17 protein-coding genes are annotated in these 17,317 nt (G+C 73.9%); 2 read left to right on the forward strand and 15 right to left on the reverse strand.

Annotated features, from left to right (window positions below):
* Positions 1 to 3: 3 nt before the first annotated feature.
* The 11 genes from chvE to ACZ466_RS38230 all read right to left on the reverse strand — a co-directional run bounded on the left by chvE (position 4) and on the right by ACZ466_RS38230 (position 11,520).
* Entirely contained in the window at positions 4 to 1,131 is a 1,128-nt protein-coding gene (gene chvE / locus ACZ466_RS38180) for a multiple monosaccharide ABC transporter substrate-binding protein (RefSeq protein ID WP_378281791.1), read from the reverse strand.
* Between the two features lie 32 nt (positions 1,132 to 1,163).
* Positions 1,164 to 2,177, reverse strand: a complete 1,014-nt coding sequence (locus ACZ466_RS38185; protein WP_378281792.1) for a hypothetical protein — start codon at positions 2,175 to 2,177, stop codon at positions 1,164 to 1,166.
* 46 nt (positions 2,178 to 2,223) lie between these two features.
* Complete coding sequence (locus tag ACZ466_RS38190) at positions 2,224 to 3,234, reverse strand: zinc-dependent alcohol dehydrogenase (RefSeq protein ID WP_378281793.1); 1,011 nt, start codon at positions 3,232 to 3,234, stop codon at positions 2,224 to 2,226.
* A complete protein-coding gene (locus tag ACZ466_RS38195) occupies positions 3,231 to 4,430 on the reverse strand; it encodes a mandelate racemase/muconate lactonizing enzyme family protein (RefSeq protein WP_378281794.1) in 1,200 nt (399 codons plus the stop codon). Before ACZ466_RS38195 ends, ACZ466_RS38190 begins: the two co-directional genes overlap by 4 nt.
* 118 nt (positions 4,431 to 4,548) lie before the next feature.
* A complete protein-coding gene (locus ACZ466_RS38200) occupies positions 4,549 to 5,619 on the reverse strand; it encodes a LacI family DNA-binding transcriptional regulator (protein ID WP_464041846.1) in 1,071 nt (356 codons plus the stop codon).
* Between the two features lie 198 nt (positions 5,620 to 5,817).
* Entirely contained in the window at positions 5,818 to 6,102 is a 285-nt protein-coding gene (locus ACZ466_RS38205) for a hypothetical protein (RefSeq protein ID WP_378281795.1), read from the reverse strand.
* A 129-nt stretch (positions 6,103 to 6,231) separates the two neighbouring features.
* Positions 6,232 to 7,089, reverse strand: a complete 858-nt coding sequence (locus ACZ466_RS38210; protein ID WP_378281796.1) for a M23 family metallopeptidase — start codon at positions 7,087 to 7,089, stop codon at positions 6,232 to 6,234.
* 41 nt (positions 7,090 to 7,130) lie between these two features.
* Complete coding sequence (locus tag ACZ466_RS38215; RefSeq protein WP_378281797.1) at positions 7,131 to 7,664, reverse strand: ArsR/SmtB family transcription factor; 534 nt, start codon at positions 7,662 to 7,664, stop codon at positions 7,131 to 7,133.
* A gap of 49 nt (positions 7,665 to 7,713) precedes the next feature.
* Positions 7,714 to 8,226 (reverse strand): hypothetical protein, encoded by a 513-nt coding sequence (locus tag ACZ466_RS38220; RefSeq protein WP_378281798.1) that lies wholly within the window; start codon positions 8,224 to 8,226, stop codon positions 7,714 to 7,716.
* Entirely contained in the window at positions 8,223 to 10,583 is a 2,361-nt protein-coding gene (locus tag ACZ466_RS38225; protein WP_378281799.1) for a molybdopterin oxidoreductase family protein, read from the reverse strand. Before ACZ466_RS38225 ends, ACZ466_RS38220 begins: the two co-directional genes overlap by 4 nt.
* Positions 10,584 to 10,677: 94 nt before the next feature.
* Entirely contained in the window at positions 10,678 to 11,520 is an 843-nt protein-coding gene (locus ACZ466_RS38230; RefSeq protein WP_378281800.1) for a PaaX family transcriptional regulator, read from the reverse strand.
* 74 nt (positions 11,521 to 11,594) lie between these two features.
* Here ACZ466_RS38230 and ACZ466_RS38235 point away from each other — a divergent pair, with 74 nt between their 5' ends.
* Positions 11,595 to 11,729, forward strand: a complete 135-nt coding sequence (locus tag ACZ466_RS38235; RefSeq protein ID WP_378281801.1) for a hypothetical protein — start codon at positions 11,595 to 11,597, stop codon at positions 11,727 to 11,729.
* 3 nt (positions 11,730 to 11,732) lie between these two features.
* On the opposite strand, the gene ACZ466_RS38240 is transcribed toward ACZ466_RS38235, so the two are convergent.
* Together ACZ466_RS38240 and ACZ466_RS38245 are read right to left on the reverse strand one after the other, a co-directional pair.
* On the reverse strand, positions 11,733 to 12,530 hold the full coding sequence (locus ACZ466_RS38240; protein WP_378281802.1) for a hypothetical protein: 798 nt from the start codon (positions 12,528 to 12,530) through the stop codon (positions 11,733 to 11,735).
* Positions 12,531 to 12,618: 88 nt separating this feature from the next.
* Complete coding sequence (locus ACZ466_RS38245; RefSeq protein ID WP_378281803.1) at positions 12,619 to 13,515, reverse strand: DUF5753 domain-containing protein; 897 nt, start codon at positions 13,513 to 13,515, stop codon at positions 12,619 to 12,621.
* A 147-nt stretch (positions 13,516 to 13,662) separates the two neighbouring features.
* Between ACZ466_RS38245 and pqqB the strand changes: the two genes are divergently transcribed.
* Complete coding sequence (gene pqqB / locus ACZ466_RS38250) at positions 13,663 to 14,565, forward strand: pyrroloquinoline quinone biosynthesis protein PqqB (protein ID WP_378281804.1); 903 nt, start codon at positions 13,663 to 13,665, stop codon at positions 14,563 to 14,565.
* 24 nt (positions 14,566 to 14,589) lie between these two features.
* Here the strand turns inward: pqqB and ACZ466_RS38255 are convergent, their stop codons facing one another.
* Both ACZ466_RS38255 and ACZ466_RS38260 read right to left on the reverse strand, forming a co-directional pair.
* The gene (locus tag ACZ466_RS38255) at positions 14,590 to 15,258 is read right to left on the reverse strand and encodes a TetR/AcrR family transcriptional regulator (protein WP_378281805.1); all 669 of its coding nucleotides are present in this window, start codon (positions 15,256 to 15,258) and stop codon (positions 14,590 to 14,592) included.
* Positions 15,259 to 15,289: 31 nt separating this feature from the next.
* The gene (locus tag ACZ466_RS38260) at positions 15,290 to 17,173 is read right to left on the reverse strand and encodes a bifunctional sugar phosphate isomerase/epimerase/4-hydroxyphenylpyruvate dioxygenase family protein (protein ID WP_378281806.1); all 1,884 of its coding nucleotides are present in this window, start codon (positions 17,171 to 17,173) and stop codon (positions 15,290 to 15,292) included.
* Between the last annotated feature and the right edge of the window lie 144 nt (positions 17,174 to 17,317).

Genomic DNA, 17,317 nt, shown 5'->3' on the forward strand with positions numbered 1-17,317 from the left:
GCCTCAGCCCAGCTGCGCCTGCGTGTAGTAGCCGCTGTCCAGCAGCGCCGTCTTCACGTTCGACTTCTCGACGATCACCGGCTGGAGCAGCTGCGACGGGACGACCTTGACGCCGTTGTTGTAGTCGGTGGTGTTGTTGACGGCCGGCTTGCCGCCCTTGAGCGCGGTGTCGGCCATCTTCACCGTCTCCGCCGCCAGCTGCCGGGTGTCCTTGAAGATGGTGGAGTACTGCTCGCCGGCCAGGATCGACTTGACCGAGGCCACCTCGGCGTCCTGCCCGGTCACCACCGGGTACGGCTGGCCCGGGGTGCCGTAGCCGTTGCTCTTCAGCGCCGAGAGGATCCCGATGGAGAGCCCGTCGTAGGGCGACAGCACGCCCTGCACCTTCGTGCCGCTGTTGTAGGTCTTGGTGAGCAGGTCCTCCATCCGCTTCTGGGCGGTGGCCGGGTCCCAGCGCAGGATGGCGATCGTCTTGAAGTCGGTCTGGCCGCTCTTGACGACGAGGGCGCCCTTGTCAATGTAGGGCTTGAGCACCGACATCGCGCCGTTGTAGAAGAACGTGGCGTTGTTGTCGTCGGGCGAGCCGCCGAACAGCTCGATGTTGAACGGCCCCTTGGCGCTGCCCTCCGAGCCGTCCGCGTTCTTGATCTTCAGCCCGATGAGCAGGGAGGTGGCCTGCTGCACGCCGACCTTGTAGTTGTCGAAGGTGGCGTAGTAGTCGACGTTCGGGCTCTGCCGGATCAGCCGGTCGTAGGCGATCACCGGGATCTTCTTGTCCCCGGCCTGCTGGAGCTGGCTGGTCAGCGCGGTGCCGTCGATGGAGGCGACGACCAGCAGCCGCGCGCCCTTGGTGATCTGGTTCTCGATCTGGCTGGCCTGGGTGGGGATGTCGTCCTGGGCGTACTGCAGGTCGACCTTGTAGCCGAGCTTCTCCAGGCCCGCCTTGACGTTGTCGCCGTCGTGGATCCAGCGTTCGGACGACTTGGTCGGCATGGTGATGCCGATCAGCGCGCCCTTGGTGTCGCCGGACCTGGCCTCCTGGTCGATGGTCTTCTCGCTGGAGCCGCAGCCGGTCAGCGCGGCGGCGACGGCGAGGGCGGAGACCGCCGTGGTGAGGCGCCCGAATCTCATGTCGTTCTCCTTGTGGGGGGTGGGGACACGCGTCAGGAGTTGAGCGGGAGTGCGTCGTGCGCGGTGTCGGGGAACCGCCGGAGCGGGCCCGGGGCGCGGGAGCCGGGCGGGGACATGCCGCCGCCGGCGCCGAGCCGGGCCAGGGTGTCCAGGACGAGCCGGCCGCGCCGGACCCGCTCCCGGCCCGACTCGACGGCGGCGGGCAGCAGGTGGCGGCCGACCGGGTAGACGCCGGGCGCGTTGCGCAGCCCGAACTTCAGGTAGATCGGCGCGCCGCAGCGGACCAGCTCCGCCGCGTCGTAGATGCGCACGTGGCCGCCCAGGTCGTCGGGCGCCTCGACGTAGAAGTCCATCGGGGCGGCGCTGAGCACGCGGATCTCGGCGAGCTGGGCGACCGTCAGGTCGCTGGGCACGTTGACCGAGTCGGCGCCGAGCCCTTCCCAGACCTGGAACGAGGCCGGGTTGACCGGGCCGACCAGCGCCGACACCTTGAACGTGGTGCCGGCGGGCAGCCGTCCGGCCGCGCGCATCCGGTGCAGCGTCCACAGCACGCCCTCGTCGGCCACCAGCAGCGACCGCACGCCGAGGGCGGCGGCGCGCTCGGCGTCCTCCACGCACTGGGCGAGCTGGTCGCGGCCGCGGGCGCGCGGGCCCGACCCGGGGTAGGAGCGGCCGCCCGCGCCCGGCTCCCAGGTGCCGCGCGGGCCCAGGAACAGGCACAGCTCGATGTCGCGCTCGGCGCAGCCGGAGACCATCTCGCCGATCTCGGCGTCGGTCAGCATCCACACCCCGCTGCCCTGGCTGATCCGGTGCAGCGGGACCTCCAGCCGCGCGCTCTCCTCCAGCACCGCCGCGAGCACGGCGGGGCCCTCGCACGAGGGCAGCTCGGTGCGCCAGGTGCCGCCGTCGGGGAAGCTCCGGGCGGAGGAGGGCGCGGGCTCGGGCCGGGGCGGGAAGCCCAGGGCGAGCAGGGCGTGCTCGCCGGGCGGACGGGGGCCCGCCGCCGCGGCGGCGGCGCCGGGCGCGGGGTCGGGGAGCGGGTCCATCGTTCCTCCTGCGGGATCGGATACGGGTCGGCTCATCGCAGGCCGCTCACTCCTCGAGGCCGGGACGGAGCAGCACCTTGCCCGCGTCCGGCGCGGCGCTGAGCTTCAGCGCCCGCTCGAATCCGGACAGCGGCAGCTCGTGGGTGATCAGCGCGGCGGGCCGCAGCACCCCGCTGCCGAACGCGCGCACCGCGTACGCCCAGTCGGCCGGGCCCGCGCCGAACACGGTGTGCAGCGTGAGCGCGCGGGTGACCAGCAGCGCGGCGGGGACGGCGTCGGCCGGGTCGCCGGGGATCCCGGTGAGGACGACCCGGCCGCCGCGCCGTACCAGCGCCACCGCCGCGTGCGCGGTGCCGGTGACGCCGGCGGTCTCGACGACCACGTCGAACGAGCCCTCGGCCGCCTCCCCGGGGCGCAGCACCGTGCCGGCCCCGGCCGCCAGCGCCGCCTCGGCCCGCTCGGCACGGGGATCGACCGCCACCAGCCGGGACGGCGAGGCGGCCGACAGCAGCTGCAGCGCGAGCATGCCGAGGGTGCCGGCGCCGACCACCGCGGCGGTCTCGCCGGGCCGCAGCGCCGCGTGCCGCACCGCGGAGGCGATCACCGCGGCGGGTTCCAGCAGCGCCGCCGCGCGCAGGTCGGCGTCCGGCGGCAGCACGTGCAGCAGCCGGGCCGGCACCACCAGGTGGTCGGCGAACGCGCCGGGACGGGTGAACCCGGTCTCGTCGTAGCCGTTCACGCACAGGTTGGGCGCGCCGTCGCGGCAGTGCGCGCAGCCCTGGCAGCCGCGGAAGCCCTCGCCGACCACCTTGGCGCCGGCCAGCGCCGGATCGGCGCCGGGGCCGAGCGCCGCGACCGTGCCCGACCACTCGTGGCCGGGCGTGATCGGGTACGACACGAACTCCGGCGGGCGGGCGCCCTCGTACAGCTCGCGGTCGCTGCCGCACAGGCCGGCGGCGGTGACCCGGACGAGCGCCTCGCCGGGCCCGGGTTCGGGCGGGTCCGACCGGACCATCCGGAAGCGGCCCGGCGCCTCCACCAGCACCGAACGGCTCACCGGCGCTCCCCGGAGCCGCCCGGGCCGCCGGAGGCCGCGGCGCGCCTGGCGGTGCCGTCGCGCTTGTGCCAGTCCTCGGCGAACAGGTCGAAGTCGGCGTCGCGGCGCGGGAACTCGGCGATCGCGTCCAGGTCGAGCTCGACGCCGAGGCCGGGCGCGGTCGGCACGGCGAAGTGGCCGTCCACGACCTTCGGGGCGCCCTTCGCGATCGTGCCGATCTCGGCGTCGGCGAAGTCGTTGAAGTGCTCCAGGATCTTGAAGTTGGGCACGCACACGCCCAGCTGCAGGCTGGCGGCGGTGAGCACCGGGCCGCCCACGTTGTGCGGCGCGAGCTGCACGTAGTACGTCTCGGCGGTGGCGGCCAGCTTGCGCGTCTCGGCGATCCCGCCCAGATGGCCGACGTCGGGCTGGACCACGTCGGCGGCCTGCAGCTCCAGCAACTCCCGGAACTCGATCCGGTCGTGGATCCGCTCGCCGGTCGCGATCGGCAGCCCGGTGTGCGCCGACACCTTCGCCAGCGCCTTGAGGTTCTCCGGCGGGACCGGCTCCTCCAGCCACGCCGGGTCGTAGGGCTCCAGCAGCCGGGCGAGCCGGATCGCGGTGGCGGGGGAGAAGCGGCCGTGCATCTCCACCAGCAGCTCGCAGCCGGGGCCGATGGCGTCGCGAACGGCCTCGACCAGCGAGATGGAGCGGATCGTCTCGTCGTGGTCGAGCTCCATCCGGCCCGCGCCGAACGGGTCGAGCTTCAGCGCCCGGTAGCCGCGCTCGACGACCCGCCGGGCCGCGGCGTGGAACTCCTCGGGGGTGCGGTCGACGGTGTACCAGCCGTTGGCGTACGCCTTGACCCGGTCGCGCACCCTGCCGCCGAGCAGCCGCCACACCGGCTGGCCGAGGGCCTTGCCCACGATGTCCCAGCAGGCCATCTCGACGCAGGCGATGCCGGACATCACGATCTCGCCGGCGCGGCCGAAGTCGCCGTACTTCATCCGGTGGACCAGGTCCTCGATGTCGAACGGGTCGCTGCCGGTCACGTGCCGGCGCTCCGCCTCGGCCAGGTAGCCGAGCAGCGCCCCGGTGTGGCCCAGCATGCGGGCCTCGCCGACGCCGGTGAGGCCCTCGTCGGTGTGGACGGTCACGTACGTGAGGTTCCGCCAGGGAGTGCCCACGACATGGGTGCCGATCTTGGTGATGCGCACGGATCGCTTCCTTGCTTCGCGGTGGTACGTCCAGCCAGCACAGCTAGCACTTGCTTGCGTTAGCGCTAACAAAGTGCGGGTCGGGTCGGGTCGGGGACGGGAGGGTCGGCGGGTCGGGTCAGCGGGCGTTCATGACGGCGGTGCTCTCGCGGACGACCAGTTCGGGCTCGACGGTGCGGCGCGGCGCCCCCTCGGCGCCCGCGATGCGTTCCATGAGGAGCTGGAAGGCGTGCCGCCCCACCTCCCCGAACGGCTGCCGGACGCTGGTCAGCGGGGGTGCGAAGTACGGCGCCTCCGGCACGTCGTCGAAGCCGGCCACGCTCACCTCCTCGGGCACGCGCCGGCCGGCCTCGCGCAGCGCGCGCAGCAGGCCCAGCGCCATCGGGTCGTTGGCGGCGAACACCGCGGTCACCTCGGGGTCGGCCGCGAGCAGCCTGCCCTGCTCGTAGCCGGATCGGGCGCTCCAGTCGCCCGGGAGCGGCTCGGGCACCGGGCGGCCCTCGGCCTCCAGCGCCGCGCGCCAGCCGGCGACCCGCTCGCTGGCGTCGATCCAGTCGATCGGCCCGGCGACGTGGCGGACCGTCTCGTGGCCCAGGCTGAGCAGGTGGCGGGTGACGCGCTCGGCGCCCGCCCGGTGGTCGACCGCGGCCGCCGGGACCGGCAGGTCGTCGCCCGCGCCGACCACCACCGCGGGAAAGTCCGGCGGCAGCCCGCGCAGCCCGTCGGCCGCCGACCGGTGCGGCGCGATCACCACGATCCCGTCCACCGACTGCGAGCGCAGCCGCTCCACCGCGTCCTGGATGGAGCGCCGGGTCAGCGAGCTCACGCTGGCGATGCTGACCATGTGCTCGGCGCCGCGGGCGGCCCGCTCGATCCCGTACAGGGTCGAGGCGGGGCCGTACAGGGTGGTGTCGAAGGAGACCACGCCCAGCACCTGGGAGCGGCCGGTGACCAGCACCCGCGCGGCGGAGTTGGGGCGGTAGTCCAGCTCGCGCATCGCCGCGAGCACCCGGGCGCGGGTCTCGGGCCGCACCTTGTCGGGGGAGTTGAGCACCCGGGAGACCGTCATCGCCGAGACCCCGGCCAGCAGGGCGACGTCCTCCATGACCGCCGCCCGGGGCCGGGCGGCCTGGCCTCCGCTCGCTCCAGGCCCCGCGCCGGCGGGGGGCGAGGCGGGCGGGACGGTCATGTGATCTCCTCCGCACGGGTCGGGTGGCCCGATGTTTGCGCTAACGCGGACCCATGTCAATACCCCCGGCCAGAGTCGTGATAGCGCGAACATTCCACGCCAGGTGAGGCGGTAGACCATGCGACGCCGGGCGGGGCCGGGCGCGCGCGGACCCATCAGGCGGCCCGCGGCCGCCACCCGCCCGGCCGGCCGGTCCGGCTAGCTGATGGGCATCGCCTCGCGGGCGCGCTCGCGCGACTCCTTCATCTGCTCGCGCGTGCCCTTGGGCCCCCACTGCTCCTCGAGGCGCATCGCGCAGCCCAGCGCGAAGAACGTCGGCGCCCACGTTCCGACGAAGATGCCCCAGCGGTCCGCGCGGTCGATGTCCGCCGCCTCCGCGCTGCGGGAGATCGCCCACGACGCCACCGACGCGCCGATCGACGCGAACCCCATCCCGTACATGACGCTGGACGACAGCCCCATCTTGTTCAGCGTGTTCAGCATGTGCGCGGCCCCCTCTGGACTCGTGGTCTCGGTCTTGACTGCCTGCTGGGGCGTCCCTTCCCCGGGGCCGGGGCGCTATGGCCATGCCGGGACCAAGTTTGGTGGTGCAACCTCCCAGGACAGGGCGGGTCAGGCTGCGCGGGAGGCCGCCTCCGTGCCCGCGGCCGTGCCGGCCACGAAGGGACGCCGCCCGCCGGGCACGCCGGTGCGGCTCTCGCCGTCGCTCTCGTACGGGAACGCGAACGGCAGCCCGGCCGCGACCATGTGGCGCGGGCTGTCCATGACGTGGAAGTGCAGGTGCGGCTCGGAGCTGTTGCCGGAGTTGCCCACCTCGCCCAGGACGTCGCCCGCCCGGACCCGCTGGCCCTTCCGCACCCGCACGGAACCGCGCCGCAGGTGCGCGAGCACCGCGTACGCGCCGTCGCCCAGGTCGAGGACCACGTGGTTGCCGAGCACGAACCGGCCGCCGGAGAGGGTCAGCAGCGACAGCGTCTGCCGGAAGAACATCCCCTCGATCATCAGGTAGACGAGCGCCGGCCAGGAGTTGCGGCTCCAGTGGTCGCGCTGCCAGCCGCAGACCTGCACCACCACGCCGTCGGCGGGCGCGGCGACCGGGCGCCCGAACGCCGGGAACGTCTCGGGCCGCGACGCGATCGCCCCGGACCGCAGCGGCTTCCACTCCACGTCCGGGTCCGGCGCGTACACCAGGTCGATCGCGTACGTCTGCCCGAGCTCGTGGGTGCCGTGGCTGGGCACCTTGTCGGCCGGGCTGTTGACCGGCACCCACCGTCCGCTCACCGGGCTGCGCAGCGTGATCGGCGGCCGGCCGGAAGCGCCCGAGGGGACGAAGAACAGCACCAGGCCGAGCACGACCAGCACGATGCCCGCCAGGGAGACCTGGCCGACGCCGTGGACGAACTCGCTCAGCGCGAGGAGCACGCCGGCCAGGAGGAGCGGGGTCCTGAAGCGGGCCATTCTCTTGTGCATCACGGGTCTCCCATCGAGTGCGGGCCGGCGCGGGGCCGGGATCAGCGGCGGGTCGCGGCGAGGATGGTGAGGATCGGCACCACGCGCTCGCCGGGCACGGCGTACTGGCCGCGGGCGGTGGTGCGCAGCCAGCCGGCCGCGACCAGCTGGCGCAGGTGGTGGTAGAGCTGCCCGGTGGTGCCGAGCCGCTCGTGCGCGGCGAGCTCGGCGGTGGTGCGGGCGCCGCACATGATCTCCCTGAGCAGCAGCAGCCGCACCGGGTGGGCGAGCGCGGACAGCGCGTCGGCGGCCTGCGACCAGTCGTCGGCGAGCAGGTCCGCCGTGCGGTGGCCCTGCTGCCATTCGTAGTGCTCGCCTTCGGGCAGCGTCACGGAGCCGGTGAACAGGACGGCGTCGTCCGTGCGCTCTTTCAGGCCGTTCAGGGCCCAGAAGGTCTCCGCGTCGGCGACCGGGCGCGTCTCGGCGCCGCCGCCGTCGGCCGGGGGAGGGGAGCCCGCCTCCAGGGCGGCCACCCGCTCCTCCAGCCGTGCGAGCCGCTCCGCGAGCGCCTCGCGATCCCCATCGTCCGCCGTCATGTCTACATAATTACGTAGAAACGTAATTTCTTCAACGCGCGGGCGGAGCTCAGGAGGTGAGGATCACCTGCGGGGCGGTCTCGCGGATCGCGGTCTTCAGCCACTTGGCCTGGGTCAGCGTCTGCTTGTGCAGCGCGGTGACCCGGGCCAGGAACTCGGGGTCGCGGAGCGCCTGCGCGACCTGGCCGGCGACGATCCAGTGCAGGTCGACGCGTTCCACCGCCAGGAACAGCTCCCGCAGGTAGCCCAGCAGGCGCGCCCCCGTGGCCGGGATGTGGCCGTGCCCGTGCCCGTCGGCCGCCGCCTCGACCGCCACGCGGCAGACCCGGGCGGCGGCGCGCGGTCCGGGATCGCCGTTCGCCAGCTTGAGGTGGTACTGCTCGGCGATGGCGCGGACGGCGGCGGAATGGTCGTCGCACTGCCCGGCCAGGGTGCCGCACATGTGGTGGATGTCGGGCTCGTCGACGGTGCGCCGGGCCACCTCCCGGTATTCGGCGGCGAGGTCGTTCTCGGCCTCGTACAGCTCCTCCAGCAGCGCGCCCAGATTCCCGATGCCCGTCATCGCCGCTCCTCGTCCCCGCCGAGCGGGACGACCTCGACGGCGGTCACCTTGTAGACCGGCTGCTTGGAGACCGGGTCCCAGTCGGTCGGCGTCGCCTCGTTGGCCGCCCTGGTGCCCTCGGCGTCCCCCTCGCCCGAGGCGTCGTCGACATCGAAGTAGCCGTAGTGGAAGGGCGCGAAGACCACGCCCCTGCGCGTGCCGTCGAGCCTCACGGTCGCCTGGACGAGGCCGTGCCGGGAAACGACCTGCACCATGTCGCCGTCGGCGATGTCCCTGGCGGCGGCGTCGTCCGGGAACATCTCGATCCACATGTCGGGCGCCGCGGCCTGCAGTTCCGGCGCGCGCGCCGTCTTGGTGCGGGTGTGCCAGTGGTGGACGGTACGGCCCGTGGTCAGCCGCAGCGGATGCTCGTCGTCGAGAACGTCGTGCGGCGGCAGGTACTCGGCGGCCTTGATGATGGCCCGCCCGGCGGGATCGTGCGCCGCGTACTCGTCGGCCTCGTTGAGCGCGCCCGTCAGCAGGTCGTGCCCGTAGCTCTGGCACTCGGACGCGCCGGTCCGGAACCGGCCGTCACCGTAGAGGCGCTCCGTGCTCGCGTCCGCGTGCTCCGGGCGGGGCCACTGGACGCCTCCGTCGCGCCGCAGCAGTTCGTGGCTCAGCCCGCTGTAGTCGCAGAGCGCGCCACGGGTCAGGGCCCGGAAGTCGTCGAAGGCCTCTTCGGGAGTGCTCCAGCGCGGTAGCGGCTCGCCCTCGTCGTCCAGCAGCCCCATCGCCCGCGCGAAGGCGAGCAGGGCCTCGAAGTCGGCGCGCGCCTCGCCCGGCGGGTCCACCGCCTTCCCCGAGTAGTGCACCGTGCGGTCGGCGTTGGTGAACGTCCCCGCCTTCTCGCCCCACAGGGCGGCGGGCAGCACCACGTCGGCCAGGTCGGTCGTCTCCGTGCGGAACGCGTCCGACACCACCAGGAAGAGCCCCTCCTTCTCCAGCACGGAACGGACCCGTCCCAGCTCCGGCCAGGACACCGCCGGATTGGTCCCGGTGATCCACAGCCAGCGCAGCGACCCCTGCTCGATGTACCGCAGCATCTTCATGGCGTGGGTCGGCGGGGCCCAGTGCGGGATCCGCATCGGGTCCACGTGCCAGTGCCGCGCGAGGCGCTCCACGTGCTCGTCGTTCTGCCAGTTCAGGAACGCCGGGAACAGGCCGTTGGCCCCGGTCTCCCGGGTGTTCTGCGCCGTGGGCTGCCCGTTCATCTGGAACACCGTCCGGCCGGGGCGGCCGATCATCCCGCGCAGCAGGTGCAGGTTGTTGACCTGGACGGCCGCGGCGGTGGCCTGGTGCGACTGGTAGACGCCCTGCAGGACGGTCGACACCAGCCGTTCGGCGGCCCCGAGCAGCTCCGCCGCGGCGCGGATGCCGTCCGCGGGCACCCCGCACACGCCCGCGGCCCGCTCCGGCGGGTAGCCCTTGACCACGGCGGCCAGCTCGTCGAACCCGACGGTGTGCGCCTCCACCCACGCCCGGTCCACCCGGTCCGTGCGGATGATCTCGTGCAGGAGGGCGTTCAGCAGCATCACGTTCGTGCCCGGCCGGACGGGCAGGTGCACGTCGGCGAGCTCGGCCGCGGGGGTGCGGCGCGGGTCGGCCACCACCAGCCGGGGCCGGTCGGGGCCGTGCAGCCGGTCCAGCATCCGCGCCCACAGCACCGTCTGCGTCTCCGCCACGTTGTGCCCGGCCAGGAAGAGGGTGTCGGCGTGGTCGACGTCGGTGTACGACCCGGGGTTGCCGTCGCTGCCGAACGACTCGATCAGCGCCCATTCGGCCGTCGACGTGCAGAGCCGGGTGTTCCCGTCCAGGTGCGGCGTGCCGATCCCGGCCCGGGCGATCACGGCCTGGAGGTAGTAGTCCTCCAGGAACAGCTGCCCGCTGGTGTAGAAGCCCATGGCGAGCGGGCCGTGCTCCTCCAGGACGCGCTGGGCGCCGGCCACGACGAGGTCCATCGCCTCGTCCCAGCCGGTCTCGACGAGCGCGCCGTCACGGCGCACCAGGGGCCGGGTGAGGCGGTCGGGGGAGTTGCCGGCCTGCCACCCGTACAGGCCCTTGGGCCCGAGACGGCCGTGGTTCACCCGGTCGCCGGTGCGGCCCCGGACACCGACGATGCGGCCTTCCGCGACGCCGATGTCCAGGCCGCATCCGTTCGAGCACAGCACGCAGGCCGACGTCACCCACCGTTCCGGTTCCCGTGTCAGGTGGGCGTCGGCGCGCTCGGGCCAGTCAGTGCCGGGGGCGAAGGGAGTGCGCTCTCCCCAGATGTCCTTCGTACGACCCGCCGTCGACGGCGGTCGGGCAGGTGGTCGCATGCCGCTTCCCTACCCGTGCCGCCCAAGACAAACGGGCCGGTTCCAGGCGGCGGTTCAGCCCTCGTCGCGGTGCGGGTTCTCCAGTCCGGCGGCGTCAGGACATCGTCAATCCCCGCCATTGGCGGTCGGCGGCCGGGCGCCAGGCGTCGTGGCGGTCGTGGAACAGGGCGAACGCCTTCGCCCCGCTCCAGCCCTCGGGCAGCAGCTCGACCGGCAGGCCGGGGTCGAGGAAGGGGAAGCGGCGCCATTCCTGGACGAGCCGCGTGTGGGCGGCGAAGGTCGCGGCGTCGTCGCCGGGGCGCAGCGCGTCCGCGGCGGCGAGGAAGTGCTCGTAGGCGGTCTCGATCTCGTCCAGGTCCCAGGCCTGGCGGGCGACGCGGCGCGCCTCGGCCAGGTCGCCGAGGCCGCCGGTGAAGAGGGTGGAGGTCCGCGCGACGCCGATCTCCCGCAGCACGGCGCGGACGTCGTCCTCGCGCTCGGGGTGCGGGGTGACCCACACGCCGGGGGAGAGGTTGCCCAGGCCGTTCCAGGCCAGGCGGGTGCGCAGCAGGTGGCGCAGCTTGCGGTCGGTCTCCGGGACGCCGGCCAGGACCAGCAGCCAGCGGGCGTCCCAGCCTTCCATGGGCCTGCCGAAGCCGTAGATGCGCTCGGTGCCGTCGGTGAGCAGCCGGCGGCCGGACGGGGTGAGGTGCCAGCGGGTGCGGCGGCCGTGGCGCTCGCCCTCCAGCCAGCCCTCGGTGGCGCTGCGGGCCAGGGCCTGCCGGACGGCCTTCTCCTCCACGCCGAGCAGGCCGAGGGCCTCCAGGAGCGCGGCCGTCCACACCGGGCGGCCCGCCGGGAGCGCGAACTCGCCCAGCACGGTCAGCAGCAGCGAGCGGGCGCTGGCGGCGCCGAGCTCGCGGCGGCGCCGGAACTCCGGCTCCGCGGGCGCGTTCATTCCACAAAAGTGTCGATTGGCGTCTTCATTATGTAGAGTATAGGGTCGTGGTGCCGGCGAGGGGAGGCAGACCGATGGCCGTGTACGCGCTGCGCGGCGACTACGGCACGATCAGCGTCGGCGCCCGCACCTCGATCCAGGACGGCGCCGTCGCCCTCTACATCGGCAACGGCCGCCGCTACGCCGCCGAGCTCAAGCGCCTGGACTGACGCTCAGGGGGCGTCGGCGGTGTCCGGGGCCGCGATTCCGGCGCCGTCCAGGGCCGCGGCGCAGGCGCGGAAGGCGCGGGCCGCCTGCGGACGGCCGGTGGTGCCGGCCTCCCTCGCCAGCTCGCCGGCGTGCGCCGCGGCGGCGGCGCGGTCCAGCTCCCGCGGGCTGGCCTGCAGCAGCTCCAGCGCGTCCGGATCCCTCGCGGCGGCGGCGATCGTGAGCAGCGAGACGGCGTCCTCGTCCCGGCCGGGGGCCGCCGCGATCAGCACCGCCGCTTGGTAGACCGCCCGCGGCTCGCGCGCCTGGGCGCGGTGGGCCAGCTCCCGCCCGAAGGCGCCGTGGACGGCCAGCAGCTCGCACTGGACGGCGGTCAGCCGCACCGGCGCCGTCAGGTCGCCGAGCGGGCCGGTGGGAAGGCGGCGCCGGGGCAGCCCGAGGCGCTCGCTCTCCTCCTCGGCCTCGCGGAGCATGTCCTGCCAGCGGGGCAGCGCCTCGCGGCCCGGATCCTCGGCGAGGATGCCCTGCTCGTGGGCGATCCGGTAGCAGGACAGCACGAACGAGGCCACGAAGCCGTGGTCGGGCAGGCCCTTGCGATGGCCGTTGAGGGTCTCGCTCAGCGCCGTCTTGGACAGCGCGGGCAGGCTGGCCGACCCGCCGGGCACCGGATGGGTCTCGTTCAGGCGGCTCGACGTCCTGGCCACCAGCGCGTAGGCCGGGGAGCCGCACGCCTGGTGAAGCTCCAGCAGCCGGCGGAGAAAGGCGTCGCGCACCGGATGGCGCGGGTATCTCTTTCTGGCCATGGCGTCTCAGCATGCCACGCGGTCAGGGCCGGGTTTGCGTCATCCGTCACTCTCGGACGGCTTTCGTGTTCTTTCCCGGGAGGCGCTCTCAGAGCTCGCGGGCGAGCCGGTGCAGGACGGTGCGGCTGGTGTCGGGCCGGGCCGCGCGCACGGCGAGCAGGTCGAGGACCTGCCGGTAGCGGGTGACCTCGTCGATGCCGTCGAGGTAGCGGGCGGGGCCGGGCCGCTCGGCGAAGACGATGTCGTTCAGCTCGCCCGCGTGCATGTCGAGGAGCACGATCGGGTTTTCGGCCGCGGGCCGCGCGGCGCGGGCGGGCAGCACCTGAATGGTGATATGCGGCAGTTCTGACATATCGATCAAATGCTGCAATTGCCGGAAAAGTATGGGTCGTCCGCCCAGGGGGCGGCGCAGCGCCGACTCGTCGATGATCACCCACAGCCGCGGCGGCCGCTCCCGGCCGAGGATCCGCTGCCGCCGCACGAGCACCTCCAGCCGCCGCTCCAGCACCGCGTCCGGCTCGGCGCCGTGGCCCAGCAGGATCGCGCCCCGGGCGTACTCGGCCGTCTGCAGCAGCCCCGGCACCTCCCGCACCTCGAAGCCCCGGATGCAGCGGGCCGCCTGCTCCAGGCCCACCAGCGGCTCGAACCAGGACGGGATCACATCGTCGTAGGCCGCCCACCAGCCCGGATCGTTGGCCCGCCTGGCCAGCTGCAGCAGCGTCACGCGCTCGGCCTGGTCGGTGACGCCGTAGCGGTCGCACAGGTCGATGAGCGCGCGCAGCCGGCAGGCCGTGCCGCCGCGCTCCAGGGCGGCGATCTCGGCGGGGCCCAGGTCGGCGGCGGCCCCCGCCTGCCCGGCCGTCAGCCCGCTGCTCTCCCGGAGCCGCCGCAGCCGCGCGCCCAGCAGCAGGCGGTGCAGGGCGGGACCCGGGTCACCGGCCGCCGACATCCGGTCACCGGGACGCTCCTCCGCGAGAGTGCCCATGTCCTCCCTCTGCGCGACCGTTCAGGACCCGACACTAACGCCCGGCCGCACGGTCATCCACAGTGTCACCGCACTTGCTCCTGCGCGGCGCCGATCACCGGTCGAGCGCGGCATAGGATCCAGGCGACCGAGAGGAAGGTGCACGGGATGCGGTTGCTGGTGCTCGGAACGGCGGCCGGGGGCGGCGTGCCGCAGTGGAACTGCGCGTGCCCGGGGTGCGCCGCCGCCCGCGCCGAGCCGGGACGGCGCCGGCGGCACGCCTCGATCGCCGTCGAGGCCGGGGCGGGCCGCTGGTACGTGGTGAACGCGACCCCCGACATCGGTGAGCAGATCGAGGAGTGCGCCGAGCTGCACCCCGGCCCCGGCACGCGCGACACCCCGCTCGCCGGGGTGATCCTCACCGACGCCGAGCTCGACCACACCCTCGGCCTGCCCCGCCTGCGGGAGGCCGCCGGCCTGCGCGTCGTCGCGACCGGCACCGTCCGCGCGGCGCTGTCGGACGGCCTCCACCTGGACAAGGTGCTCGCCCCGTACGCCGGGCTCTCCTGGACGAGGCTGCCCGAGAAGGAACCCGAGCCGCTCGACGGCGGCCCCCTGGAGGTCCAGGGGATCAGGGTGTCGGGCAAGCGCCCCCGCTACGCGGCCGACCTCGACGGCGCCGCCGGTGACGCGTGGGTCGTTGCGCTGCGCGTCAGGGACGCCCGCGACGGCAAGGTCGTCGTCTACGCCCCGGCGCTGGCCGGCTGGCCCGGCGAGCTGGACGCCGCGCTGCGCGGCGCCGACTGCGTCTTCGTCGACGGCACGTTCTGGGACGACGAGGAGCCCCGCCGCACCGGGATCTCCGAGCGGACCTCCACCGGCATGGGCCACCTGCCGGTCACGGGCCCCGGCGGCACGGCCGAGCGCCTGGCCGCGCTGCCCGCCGCGCGCCGCCTGTACACCCACCTGAACAACACCAATCCCCTCAACGACCCGGACGACGACGGGCACCGGCTGCTGGCCGCGTCCGGAATCGAGGTCGCCAGGGAGGGAGCGGTGATCGAACTGTGAGCACGGCACCACGCGCCGCAGGGATCAGGGCGTGCGGCGCCCGGCGCCGGTGAGGTAGGCCACGACCATCTCGCCGATCATCTCGCGGTGCCGGTCGCGGTGCTCGGGCGCGGCGAGGTCGCGCCCGAACAGGGCGCCGAAGGTGTGCTGGTTGGAGATCCGGAAGAAGCAGAACGCGCTGATCATCATGTGCACGTCCACGGCGTCGGCGCCGGGGACGAAGTCGCCGCGGGCCCGCCCCGCGTCCAGGATCTGCGAGATCAGCCCGGAGGCGGGGGCGCCCAGGTTCACCAGCACCTCCGACTTGCGCAGGTGCTCGGCGTGGTGGATGTTCTCGATGCTGACCAGCTTGATGAAGTCCTGGTGCGCGTCGTGGTGGTCGAAGGTCAGCTCGGCCAGGGTGCGGATCGCCTCGACCGGGGCCAGGTGCTGCACGTCGATGGCGGCCTCGGCGGTGCGCACCTCGGTGTAGGCCTTCTCCAGGACGGCGATGTAGAGCTTCTCCTTGTTGCCGAAGTAGTAGTAGATCATCCGCTTGGTGGTGCGCATGAGCGCGGCCATCTCGTCCACCCTGGCCCCGGCGTACCCGTGCCGTGCGAACTCGCGCTGGGCGACCTCCAGGATCTCGGCGCGGGTGCGTTCGGCGTCGCGAAGACGTCCCCCTGACGCGGGGGTGGCGGACTGGGACGACATGGGACTCCACGGAACGGCGGCTGACGGGGCTTCATCCTAGGCGGGGCCGGGAGGCGGCGTGCTGCGCGGCCAGCCGGACGGGGGCGTTGACGGCCCCGTAGCCCCGGTAGCCGCCGAGACGCTGGACGACCTCCAGGAAGACCCGGCCCGTGGTGAGGGTGTAGAAGTGCAGGAACTCGCCGTGGGCGTCGCGGTCGTACAGCAGGCCGAGCTCGCGCAGCAGCCGGTGCCGTTCGGCGCCCAGGTCGTGGCGGGCCTCCAGATCGTCGTGGTAGTTGGCGGGGATGGGCAGCACGGCGGTCCCGGCGGCGCGCAGCCGGCGCGCGGTCGCCGCGATGTCGCGGCTGGCCAGCGCGACGTGCTGCCAGGCCACGCCGGGCCCGCCGTGGGACGCGCCGTAAGGGACGCCGTCGTGCGCACCGACGTAGGCGACGTTGAGGGCGAACCGGACGCGGCCGTCGGCGGTGGAGGCCGCGCGGCTGCGCATCAGCCCGTACGGGTCGGGCAGTTCCAGGCTCTCGTGCGGCCGCAGGCCCAGGACGGCGCGGTAGAACAGCGACGCCTCGTCGAAGTGGTGCCAGGGCTGGGTGAGCGCCACGTGGTCGATGTGGGTGATCTCGCCGTCCGGCGGCTCCCGCCGGTCCCGGCCGAAGTCGTCGGTCCAGCTGGGGTGGTCGGGCCGGGCGGTGCGGCAGAAGAACAGCTCGGTGCCGTCCGGTGCCGCGACGGCGTCCAGCGGGGCGTCCCGGGGGGCGCGCGAGCGGGGGAGCACGGGCGACAGCAGCGCCTCGGCGCGCTTGACGGACGCGCCGGGGTCGGGCGACTCCAGGCCGATGGCGCCCAGCGCGGGGCCGTCCTCGCTCTCCGCGCTGCCGGAGTTGAGGAGGATGCGGGCCTCGCCCTGCTCCCACAGCTCGACCGGCTTGCCCGAGTGGACGCCGGTGCGGACGAAGCCCAGCGCGTCCAGCAGGTCGCCCAGCGGGCGGGGCTCGGGCACCGCCAGTTCCGCGAACGCGAATCCGGTCGGGACGGGGGCCGCCGGCGGCGGGGCGGGCAGGGACAGGGCGGGCGCGGGCAGGTTCAGGGCCCCTTGGGCGTCGAGGCGTTCGCCGACCTCCTCCTCCAGGAAGATGAGGGAGCGCATGGCGTCGCGCGCGGTGCGCATGGCGGCGGCCTGCCGGAAGATGTCGTTGAACACCTCCAGCGACAGCGGCCCGTCGTAGCCGGTGCGCAGGACGTGCGCGACCAGGCCCGCCACGTCGAGGTCGCCCTGGCCGGGGAAGCAGCGGTAGTGGCGGCTCCAGTAGAGGACGTCCATCGGCAGCCTGGGGGCGTCCGCCAGCTGCAGGAAGAAGATCTTCTCGGCCGGGATGGTCTCGATCGCGTACGGGTCGGTCTCGCGGGACAGGATGTGGAAGCTGTCGAGGCACACGCCCAGGCCGGGGTGGTCGGCCATCCGCACGATCCGCCAGGCGTGCGGGTAGTCGTCCACGTGGCGGCCCCAGGCCAGCGCCTCGTAGGCGATGGTGATGCCGTGCTCGGCGGCGCGCTCGGCCAGCAGCCGCAGCTGCTCGGCGGCGAGGGCGTCGTCGTCCACCGATTCGGGGGAGACGCTGGAGCAGACCAGCAGCCGCGTGGCGCCCAGGCGCTCCATCACCGCGAACTTGTGCTCCGCGCGGCGCAGGTTGCGGGCGAGCAGGGCGGGCGGGACGGCCTCGAAGTCGCGGAACGGCTGGTACAGGTCGATGCCGAGGCCCAGGTCGGCGGCCCGGGCGCGGACCTCCTCCGGGCCCATCGCGCCGGCGACCAGATCGTTCTCGAAGATCTCCACGCCGTCGAAGCCGGCGGCGCCGATCGCGGTCAGCTTGTCGGCCAGCGAGCCGCTGAGCGACACCGTGGCGATGGATCTGCGCATCTCCCCGCACGCCTCCATTAATGGACGAACTAGTACGTTACCGTATCGCGCCCAGGGGCTTGCCAGACGGCGTGCGGCTATAGGAACGTACTAGTTCGTCCATTAAGCTCGTGAGCCGGATCACACCCCCGGAACGCCGGAGAG

The sequence above is a fragment of the Actinomadura rugatobispora genome (assembly GCF_055379765.1).